The sequence below is a fragment of the Bacillus sp. ISL-18 genome (assembly GCF_018613415.1).
Taxonomy (GTDB): Bacteria; Bacillota; Bacilli; order Bacillales; family Cytobacillaceae; genus Neobacillus.
In genome coordinates, this window is record NZ_JAGGQG010000009.1 from 16,034 (window position 1) to 26,369 (window position 10,336).

Genomic DNA, 10,336 nt, shown 5'->3' on the forward strand with positions numbered 1-10,336 from the left:
GAAGATGTAACAAAGGAGGTTCCGGTATGGTTAAAAAAGTGATTGCCGCTGTAGTACTTGTTAGTTTACTGACAGTAGCGATTGTTCAAGCAATGGATAAGAAGACTGATGCTCCGGAAACGGCGACGGAAGCATCGGCAGCAAAAGAAGGACTTTCCATCGGAGCTGCAGCACCTGATTTTGAATTAAAAACGTTAACCGGAGACAACGTAAAGCTCTCGGACTTAAAAGGAAAAAAAGTGATGCTTAACTTCTGGGCAACCTGGTGCCCGCCTTGTAAAGCGGAGATGCCGGAAATGGAGCAGTTTTCTAAACAATTGAACAAGGATACTGTAATTTTAGCGGTTAATATCGACCCTCAATTAGATGTACAAGGATTTGTGAATGAAAATAAAATCACGTTTCCCATCCTGCTGGATGCAGAAGACAAAGTAAATGAGGCCTATCAAATTCTGTCGATCCCGACGACCTATTTTATTAATAGCAAAGGGATTATTCAGAACAAATATACGGGCTCGATGAAGCTTGAGAACATGAAAAAATTTACCCAGCAATTGAATTAGAAAGACATTGATTCGCATCAATGTCTTTTTTTGTTGGAATTTAAAAAAGTACCGCTTTTCTTAAAATTTTCAAAAAGTTGTAATAATTGCAACCGTTTCCGGGAATAATAGCTGTTAGAATAAGATATAAGGATGGTGAAACCAATGAGAAAGCCTAGAAAACGTTCATTCGCAGAACTTGTATTAGAAAATAAATCACAACTTTTAAAAGATCGTGCTGCTATGGAAAAAATTGAACAGCGATTAGAAGAAAAGCGCCTCGGTAAAGCTGAGTAATCACATTTGTTTCCAATCATGCTTCGCCTCCTTATGGGCAAAATGTAAGTAAGGGGGGATTGGACATGGGTAATCCAAAAAAACACTTTCAAGCTTACACACCGAGTCATTTAGGCACTCAACCTAGAGGCTTTAGTGGAAATAATGGAAAGAAAATGAATGATACTTCTGGAAAGCATGCACAGGTCATTCAAACAAAAGGTGAATAATTTAACCATTTATAAGACCCGTCAGGCCTAGGCCTTGTGGGTCTTTTTGTTTGAAGTTACCATTGAATCCTGTGATAAATTTTGCGTCTCGTTACAAACTATATCTGTACCAAATACACCTTGAGGAGGAATTTGACGATGACTTATAACAACAAACCAAATCCTGATGACCGCAGCGATAACGTTGAAAAGCTTCAATCGATGATTACCAATACAATTGAAAATATGGAAGCTGCGGAAGAATCACTTGCTTTTACAGATAGTGAAACACAAAGACAGCAAATCCAAGCAAAGAATGACCGCAGACGGGAAAGCATCGAATCGTTCCGTTCTGAAGTAAAAGATGAGGCAAAAAACCAAGGCTAACAGCTATGCTCTTAGGACCTGTTCATAAACTGAACAGGTCCTTTTTAGGATGTTCAGTTCCATTGCCAACGACTTGTGGATATCTCTTAATGGAGACTTCTGCCTAACTAAGTCCTCTTATTTTATTTGGGGTAACTTATTATGATAAGATAGTAAGTAAAACCTAGCACCAAAGAATTTTAAATAGAAGAGTGATGATTTTGAATCAATTGGAAAAAAATCGTTCTTCTTCCTTCGAGTGGATTCAAGCGTGGGAAAAAGAACTGAATGATACAGGTGTTATTTTAAATGAGGCTAAGTTATTAACAGTCATTCGTCAGGAAACCAATCCTGTATCCTTATCAAAACTGTTAACGATGGGTGCTTTGTCTAGACTTCACCATCATAAGGACGATTCGATTGCGGCAGTTTGGTTAGATAAGGCCTTAAAGCTTGATCCTCATAACCAAAAAGCAAGAGAATTTGCGGTTCAATCAGATTGGAAGAAGATGGAGGAACTTTTAACGCCTCTAACGTTCCCCTCCATGCGCGAAACCGATAATCGTACCGCGAAAAAGAAAACAGCAGAAGAGTATATTGATGTATGTCAACGTTTTTTAGCGGAAGCAGACGATCACCTCCATGAATTACAGCAAATGATCGATATTGCCGCTAAAATGGATAACAAGGACCTTTTACAACAGTATGAAAAACTGGCCGATCTGCTTTCAACTTCGATTGAGGAGACGGGGAGTTTATTAAAGGCGGCCGAAGAATACAACCAATCCATTACAGGTGTTTTTCATACTTCCACCTATTATGATGACTTAAAGCTGCATATGGCCAACTTAGAAGAAATAAAACAAACCTGGAAGCAGCAATTTGTTCAAGAAGAGACGTCTGCTCCTGTAACGGAAAATGCTTTGGATCAGCTGCAAAACATGATTGGGATGGATTTAGTAAAGAAACGGGTGAATGATTTTTACCGTTTTTTGAAGTACCAGAAGCAACGGAAGGAAAAAGGGCTTCAGATTAAGGATGAACTAAGTCTTAACATGATTCTAACCGGTAATCCAGGGACAGGGAAAACCACGCTGGCTAGATTATTAGCGAAGATTTATCACGAGCTTGGGGCTTTGCCAAGGGAGGAAGTCATTGAAACGAATCGCTCACAGCTAGTTGGTTCCTTTGTCGGACAAACGGAAGAAAATGTACGTGCCATAGTGGAACGTTCCATTGGCGGCGTGTTATTTATTGATGAAGCCTATAGCTTAAAACGGGAGGGGCAAACAGGAAACGATTATGGACAAGCGGCAATCGATACGCTTGTTTCGTTAATGACAAGCAGCGAATACGGTGGCAAATTTGCTGTGATATTAGCTGGCTATCCAGATGAGATGCGTTCCTTTTTAAATGCAAATCCTGGGTTACGAAGCCGATTCCCGCAATCAAACTTTATTCATCTTCCTAATTATTCGAATCAAGAATTAATTCAGATTGCCGAGCTGGTGGCCGCTGAAAATGACTATTTCCTGACAGAAGAAGCAAAGATTGAAATTGATCATCGGCTCGAAAAAGAACGGGTCGATGATACGTTTGGCAATGCCAGAACCGTCCACAATATTGTGATTGATGCGATTTTTAAAAAAGGGGCCGACAACCATACAGCAGGTGTCGATATCTTAGATATGATGCTCCTTGACCGAGAAGACTTTCAAATTGAGAAAGAGACCGTTACCGTATCACCACAGGAACAGCTCAACCAATTAATTGGCTTGGATTCCTTAAAGGTCGAACTAAAGACCCTTATTTCATTCGTCAAAATGCAGCAATTCCGCAGATCAAGAGGTCTGCCTACTGTGCCGATTCAACTGCATGCAGTTTTTACTGGAAACCCCGGTACAGGGAAAACAACGGTAGCAAAGATCTATGCGGAATTTTTAAAGGAATGCGGCATTTTAAAAAGAGGCCATCTCATTGTCGCAAGTCGGGCTGATTTTGTGGCTGGATATGTTGGACAGACAGCCGGTAAAACGAAGCAAAAAATTAAGGAAGCCTTGGGCGGGGTTCTATTTATTGATGAGGCTTATTCCTTAATCAGTCAAACATCCGGTGATTTTGGAAAAGAAGTCATTGATACCCTTGTCGATGAAATGACAAAGCAAAATGAAAATTTAGTGGTCGTTTTAGCTGGTTACCCAAATGAAATGAACCAATTATTAGAAAGTAATCCTGGATTACGTTCCCGCTTTAAAAAGTTCTTCCTGTTTCCAGATTATTCAAATGAAGAACTACTCGACATTATGGTTAATTATGCGGGTAAGTTTGAATATCAGCTTACAGAGGATGCAAAGAGTCTATTGCTTGAAACGATGGATGCCGAAACTTTCATCGGGAATGGACGATTTGCGACCAATTTAGTCGATGATATGATTCAGGCACAAGCATTACGGTTAATGAGTGATGTGGTGGAAGAGGATCTTTTAGAAAAAGTCATGTACCTTGAAGTGGGAGATGTCGAACAAGCACTTGGGAAGACTTCAGGTTATTGACGAATGAAAGGAACGTTTAGAGTGGAAAACTATTTTATCTCGACTAGGGAAATTCAACTGTATTATGCGGATACAGATATGATGGGTGTGATTTATCATGCCAACTATTTAAAATTTTTCGAGCTTGGCCGGACTGGATTTATTGAGGATATTGGTTATAGCTATCTCGCTATGGAGGAATCGGGTTACTTTGCTCCCGTCTATGATATCCAAATCACCTATAAGAAACCATTAAGATATGGAGACAAAGCCTTTGTAAAGACCTGGGTATCCTTAAATGATGGCATTAAGACCATTTATTCCTATACGATAGTAAATGGAAACGATGAGGTTTGTGCGGAAGGAACCTCGACCCACATTATTGTGAAAAAGGATAATTTTAAGCCTACATCTTTTAAACGAGCTTTTCCGGAATGGTATGGAAAATACGAGGAAATCAAGAAGAAATAACTCATTCGTGAGGTGATGATGTTGGCGTTTGGAATCAAAAGACACGAGTTAAACGAATGGAAAGGGAAAATTGACCAAGGTGAAATTGCGTTTTTAACTCATTATTGGCTGGATGACCGCTTTCCTGATTGTACAACCGTCACCAAAGTCGGATGTCTTGACCTTGACCAATTAGCTGCTTGGGGTAAACGGTATGGGCTGAGGAAAGAGTGGATCCATCACCGCAAGGATGGCTACTCCCATTTTGATTTACTGGGGGAACGGCAAAGAGAAATCTTACTAAAAGAAGGCATGTCCGAACAACTTTGGCAAAAAGAAAAAGGCACTCCTGAGATGTAATCATTTCAAGAGTGCCTTTTCCTATTATTTTAGCCATTGGGTCATATGCTGTTCTATTTCATTATATTTTGAACCCGCATTTGATAAACCATAGGCCCCCGCCTTATCTAACGGAACGATTTGAAAGCTTTTGTTTTGTTTGCTTGATACATAGGTTGGTGTGAAAACGGGATTAGACAGTCCAATCGTACTGCCTTTTTCGGTGATTTGTTTGGTAATATCAATGGTCGCTAATCCGCCGATATCTCTGTAATTACTGTGCTGTCCAGAGATAAAATTTCCTAATGAATAGATCACAAATGATTTTCGTCCATCATTTGTCTTGATCCATTCCATTGGCTGCAAGACATGTGGATGGGAACCCAAGATAATATCTACCCCTTCATTGGCCAAAAACTGTGCGAGAGCCTTTTGATCAGTTGTAGGGATGCGTTGATATTCGTTTCCCCAATGCAAGCTCATGACCACGACATCTGCCTGTGTTTTTGCCCGCGCGATTTCAGCTTTCATGATATTTTTATTAATGACATTGACAAGAAACTCTTTTCCTTTCGGAACTGGAATTCCGTTTGTTCCGTATGTATAAGCTAAAAAGGCAACCTTTATTCCATTTTTATCGATTATTCGTAGTTTTTGACGGTCAGCCGCATCGATAAAACTACCGACATGTGGTAACCCAATCTGATCTAAATAGGCTGATTCCGAGCGAATTCCTTTTTCTCCTCGATCTAAGGTATGATTATTAGCGGTCGATACAATATCTACTCCCGTATCAATTAGGGCATTCGCGACCTGTTGTGGACTGTTGAACCTTGGATAACCGGAGAGACCCAATCCCAGACCGCCGATCATACTTTCTTGATTGGCGGTTAGTAAATCCGGTTTCTCTAAGAGGGGTTTTACTTGTTCAAAAATTGGGTCAAAATTATAGTCGGCTCCGTTAAAAGCATCCTGGTATACCGGTTGATGAATAAGGATATCACCAACTGCCCCTAGGGTAATCTTTTCAGTTAATAGTAGATTTCGATTTACATTAAATAAAGGACGCAACGAAAGGTTTTGGGAACGATAGATGTTTTCCTGAATGACCGACTGTTTTTGTTGAATGAAAAGAATGGCGGCAATGACAATACAACTTAACATAATAATAAAAGAAGGTAAAATGGCCTTTTTCTTCATAAAATCTCCTTATCAAGCATACTCGAGCAAATGATTTTTGATCTCCTTGTTCATACTATATTATATTTAAGGATGATTTTAAAATAATTCATGCTATTTTTACAAAAAGAGGAGAAAGGAATATGAGATGTTTAAACTAACCGAAAGTGCTTACCATCAATTAACCGCTATCATAAATCAAGAAAAAGAATCAGAAGATGAGCAGCTGTACCTGCGTTTAACGATGGGGATTGGCTGAGGCGGCCCCAAATTAAATCTGTCTCTGGAAGAGCGGAAGATTGAGGGAGATCGTTCATTCGTGTTTAACGATCTGACCGTAATTATTCACGAAAAAGATATGGTTTACTTCAACGACACGAAACTAGATTATGTTCAAGATGTACTTGGCCATAAACGGTTTCAACTATTGCGCGTATAGAAAAAAATGGCTATAAAGCGACGTAATGTCCCTTTATAGCCATTTAATTTTTGGTTCCGTTTTATTAATAATTCGTTTAATGTTTGCGCGATGGCGGTAAATAACAAATACCGCTAAAAATAACACCACGATTAATAATGGGATGTCCCAATCGCGAACCAGTCCTGATATGACAGCAAACAACACCGCTGTAATACCTGCAATCATAGACGAGAGGGATACATATTTGGATAGGTATAAACTAATAAAGAAGACCACTATTACCGTCAAAAACATATACGGTGCTGCAAATAATACGATTCCTCCAGAGGTTGCAACGGCTTTCCCGCCACGAAATCCAGCAAAGATAGGATAGGTATGTCCTATAACCGCAAAGATTCCCGCCAATAATGGATTCATATCAAGATGGAAGATGACAGGCAATGCGGCAGCGAGTGTGCCCTTCAGGATATCAGCAAGTGTGACCGCCAATCCTGCTTTAACACCAAGCGTTCGAAACGTATTCGTCCCCCCTAAATTCCCGCTTCCATGCTCACGGATGTCGACTTTGTAGAATGTTTTGCCCACGATGAGCCCAGATGGAATCGAGCCAAGTAAGTAGGCAAGGATCAAGACCAAGATAATTTGAATCATGAATAATTTCTCCTTCAATAAAAGATCCAGTTCATCTATTTTACCATGAAATGGCGAAAAAACACTATTTCTTTCGATTATAAGTTTAAAAGAGTTGTAAAAAAAGATAGTGAAACCGGTACTTTCTTCCTGCCTTTTATAGTGAAATTTTCCTTATTAAGTCTAAAGTAAGGACAATTAAAGACAATTTTATTACAAAAAAATGGAGAATTTAGCAACCCTAAGGTAAAGCGATTGAATGCAGGAAAATGGGAATCTATAATAGAGAAAAATCGTTGAATAGTAACAAAAGAACCGCTCTTAATCGACCTGGTAAAGGGTCGGTTTTCTTACATAATGTTATTTACTAACTGTTAAAAGAGGTGATGGTCGAATGGCGAGAAGCGTTCTGCAGTATCTTAACTATCAATACCCGGATATACGAGTTTTATATGTTGAAGATGAAACATTTTCCCGCGAAAAACTGCTGCGGGTTTTAAATCGCCGGTTTGCCCATATCCATGTTGCCATTGATGGTGTGGAAGGCTTACAACTCTATCAAAAATACAAACCGGATTTAATTATTGCGGATATCAAAATGAATCAAATGAGCGGATTAGAGATGATTAAACGAATCAGGGAACTAAACGAAAAGGTCCAAGTCATTGTCACCACCGCTCATGATGATAATGATTTTTTTGTCCAATCAATTGAAAACAATGTCAATCATTTTATTTTAAAACCAATTGATCTTGATTTGCTGTTACAAGCCATTCAAAAGTCTGTTTATCAGATTCAATTAGAAAAAGAGCTTGAAAAACAAAAGAATCTAACCCGGACGATTCTTGATTTCCAAGATAACCTCATTTTCGTGATTGAAAACGGAGAGATTGTGGAATGGAATCAAGCCTTTACAACGGTAACGGGGATTGGCATTCACAAGAATCATCCCGCGAGTTATCAAAGTCAGTACCTTTCCAGCTTTTTTGTCGAGGATCCTCACTATTTTTATCCCAAAGATAAAGGGCATTGGAAAGAAGAATTTTCAGCTACCGGGAAAAACTCAGCTAAAGTCCGCTGGAAAGGCCCGCTTGGAAATGACTATAACTATGTAATGAAAGCAGGACCGATACCGGGCACCAAACAGATCTTATTTGTTCTGACAGATATAACCGATTTAGAGAAAGAAAGCCGGGATAAGGACCATTTAGCCAAGCTGGACCCGCTCACAAGCAGTTACACCCGGCAGAAGTTCAAGGAAATTTTGACCGGAGAAATGAGACGTGCCGAACGATTTGATCGGTCCTTTTCGCTTATTTTAATGGATATTGATTTCTTCCAAACTCTTAATAAACAGTTTGGTCAAACAGCAGGAGATAAGGTGCTTATTACGGTTTCCACCATTGTCCAGCAGTGGATTCGGGAGTGTGATATGTTTGCCCGATGGGGGGGGCGAGGAATTCATCTTGCTTGTTCCTGAAACAGCTGGGAATCAAGCTGTGTTACTTGCTGAATCGATCCGGTCGATTATTGAACAATATCATTTTCAGACAATTGGTCAGGTTACCTGCAGCTTTGGAGTTGCCGAATTTTCTCTTGGAAAAACAAAAGGGGAATTGCTGGCAGAACTAAACCAAGCGCTGACCACTTCAAAAAATAATGGACGAAACAGTGTATCATTATACACGAAAGAAGCGTAAGGAGGCGGCTAGAATGCTCTATGTATATCTTTCCTTATCGTTGGTGATTGGTTATATTATTTTAACCATTTGTTTATATGTATTTAAGAGCCGCGTCCTGATGAAGAAGCTGAAAGAAAGTGAACAAAACAATCGAGAGTTAGCGGAAAAGTATGAAGCCATTAATCGAGATTTAGAAAAGAAAATTCAAGAAGAGGTAGAAAAAAACAGGCAAAAGGATCATCTGCTGATTCAGCATTCGAGACTTGCTGCCATGGGTGAAATGATTGCCAATATTGGGCATCAATGGAGGCAGCCGTTAAATAGTTTATCTCTGATCATTCAGGATGTACGTGAGGAATATGAGTTTGGTCAGCTTGATGAAATCTATATTGATAATTTCACCAAGGAAAGTATGATTCAAATCAAGCACATGTCCCGTACCATCCATGATTTTCAAAAGTTCTACAAACCGAATAACGAAAAAACCCCTTTTTCAATTGGCAGTGCGATTGAGGATGTATTAACGATTTTTTCATCAAGCCTAAAATATTATAGCATTAAGATGGAATTTGAATACCGCGGGGAGCTGCTCGCTTATGGTTTTCCGAACGAATATAGCCAGGTGGTATTGAATATCTTAACCAACGCCCGCGATGCCTTTGTTCAAAAAGACATCCAGGACAGAAAAATAACAATAAAATTAAGTAAAACTGCGGAATTTGTTACAGCGGAATTCACGGATAATGCCTGGGGAATACAGCCTTCGCTCCTCCATAAAATCTTTGACCCCTATTTTACTACGAGGCCGCATGGAACGGGTTTAGGTCTATATATGACCAAGATGATTCTAGAAAATATGAATGGAATGGTGACAGTAGAAAACCATGAAGCAGGTGCCCGTTTTTGCCTCTCCGTGCCAAAGGTAAACGAAGCTGTTAAACCTGAACTCATCTCTGTTTCTTAAGGTAAGCTCCCACATGGAAGGGAGCCTTTGTTTATGATAGGAGGCCTCTATAGAGCAAAACTCTCATATTCCTTAACTAAACTGTCCAATGGAAGAACTCTATTGGACAAAATCCTCTTTCGGTGTTATTTGAGCGCTTTCGCTTTACCGTTTGCAAGCGTTTTATTTTGGTTTTTATTTTCAAAAAGGGTAAAATAAAGATACTAATCTTTTTAGGGAGTGGTCAGAATGGCAATTGAAAACCCAAGCCGTGAGGAAATCGCCGCCATTTTAAAAAAGGCAAAAAGAATTGCAGTCGTAGGCCTAAGCGATAATCCAGGAAAGGCTTCTTACCAGGTATCAGAGGTCATGCAAAAGGCAGGGTATGAAATCATTCCTGTTAACCCTGCAGTCGACGAAGTACTAGGTGTCAAAGCAGTATCTTCTTTAAAAGAAATCGAGGGACATGTGGATATCGTGAATGTTTTCAGGAGATCAGAACAATTGTTCGATGTCGCGAAAGAATTTGACGAGATTGATGCGGATGTCTATTGGGCTCAGCTCGGTCTTGCCAACGAAGAAGCCTATCAATTTTTAAAAGATAAGGGCTATACGGTTATTATGGACCGCTGTATTAAAATTGAATATGCGATGACGAGATAAAAACTGCTATTTTTTAGCAGTTTTTTCTCTTTTTCCCCCTACAAAGACCGCCAAATTTGTATTACAAAAATAAGTTGTTTTTAAATACATATTTGCCAAATCTAA

Annotated in this window: 13 protein-coding genes; 11 read left to right on the forward strand and 2 right to left on the reverse strand. The window is 39.4% G+C overall.

What is annotated here, in order from left to right:
* Positions 1–26: 26 nt before the first annotated feature.
* From J7E81_RS12110 to J7E81_RS12140, 7 genes are all read left to right on the forward strand, one after another.
* On the forward strand, positions 27–563 hold the full coding sequence (locus tag J7E81_RS12110) for a redoxin domain-containing protein (protein WP_215042457.1): 537 nt from the start codon (positions 27–29) through the stop codon (positions 561–563).
* Between the two features lie 144 nt (positions 564–707).
* Positions 708–839, forward strand: coding sequence for an FbpB family small basic protein (locus J7E81_RS12115; protein WP_160723454.1), 132 nt, complete (start codon positions 708–710; stop codon positions 837–839).
* 65 nt (positions 840–904) lie between these two features.
* Positions 905–1,048 (forward strand): acid-soluble spore protein N, encoded by a 144-nt coding sequence (locus J7E81_RS12120; RefSeq protein ID WP_160723456.1) that lies wholly within the window; start codon positions 905–907, stop codon positions 1,046–1,048.
* Between the two features lie 138 nt (positions 1,049–1,186).
* Positions 1,187–1,414, forward strand: coding sequence for a small acid-soluble spore protein Tlp (gene tlp, locus J7E81_RS12125; protein WP_215042458.1), 228 nt, complete (start codon positions 1,187–1,189; stop codon positions 1,412–1,414).
* Between the two features lie 194 nt (positions 1,415–1,608).
* Positions 1,609–3,945: an AAA family ATPase gene (locus tag J7E81_RS12130; protein ID WP_215042459.1), complete on the forward strand. Its 2,337-nt coding sequence runs from the start codon at positions 1,609–1,611 to the stop codon at positions 3,943–3,945.
* A gap of 3 nt (positions 3,946–3,948) precedes the next feature.
* Positions 3,949–4,395, forward strand: a complete 447-nt coding sequence (locus tag J7E81_RS12135) for an acyl-CoA thioesterase (protein ID WP_215042460.1) — start codon at positions 3,949–3,951, stop codon at positions 4,393–4,395.
* A 21-nt stretch (positions 4,396–4,416) separates the two neighbouring features.
* On the forward strand, positions 4,417–4,734 hold the full coding sequence (locus J7E81_RS12140; RefSeq protein WP_215042461.1) for a hypothetical protein: 318 nt from the start codon (positions 4,417–4,419) through the stop codon (positions 4,732–4,734).
* A gap of 24 nt (positions 4,735–4,758) precedes the next feature.
* Here the strand turns inward: J7E81_RS12140 and J7E81_RS12145 are convergent, their stop codons facing one another.
* A complete protein-coding gene (locus J7E81_RS12145; protein WP_215042462.1) occupies positions 4,759–5,913 on the reverse strand; it encodes a CapA family protein in 1,155 nt (384 codons plus the stop codon).
* Positions 5,914–6,364: 451 nt separating this feature from the next.
* The gene (gene plsY / locus J7E81_RS12150; protein WP_215042463.1) at positions 6,365–6,964 is read right to left on the reverse strand and encodes a glycerol-3-phosphate 1-O-acyltransferase PlsY; all 600 of its coding nucleotides are present in this window, start codon (positions 6,962–6,964) and stop codon (positions 6,365–6,367) included.
* Between the two features lie 373 nt (positions 6,965–7,337).
* On the opposite strand from plsY, the gene J7E81_RS12155 reads away from it, so the two are divergent.
* The 4 genes from J7E81_RS12155 (at position 7,338) to J7E81_RS12170 (ending at position 10,231) form a co-directional block, all read left to right on the forward strand.
* Positions 7,338–8,423, forward strand: a complete 1,086-nt coding sequence (locus J7E81_RS12155; RefSeq protein WP_215042464.1) for a response regulator — start codon at positions 7,338–7,340, stop codon at positions 8,421–8,423.
* Positions 8,410–8,643, forward strand: a complete 234-nt coding sequence (locus J7E81_RS12160) for a GGDEF domain-containing protein (RefSeq protein WP_215042465.1) — start codon at positions 8,410–8,412, stop codon at positions 8,641–8,643. The genes J7E81_RS12155 and J7E81_RS12160 overlap by 14 nt, the downstream gene beginning before the upstream one ends.
* A gap of 13 nt (positions 8,644–8,656) precedes the next feature.
* Positions 8,657–9,589, forward strand: a complete 933-nt coding sequence (locus J7E81_RS12165; protein WP_215042466.1) for a sensor histidine kinase — start codon at positions 8,657–8,659, stop codon at positions 9,587–9,589.
* Between the two features lie 228 nt (positions 9,590–9,817).
* Entirely contained in the window at positions 9,818–10,231 is a 414-nt protein-coding gene (locus J7E81_RS12170) for a CoA-binding protein (RefSeq protein WP_215042467.1), read from the forward strand.
* Positions 10,232–10,336: the final 105 nt, after the last annotated feature.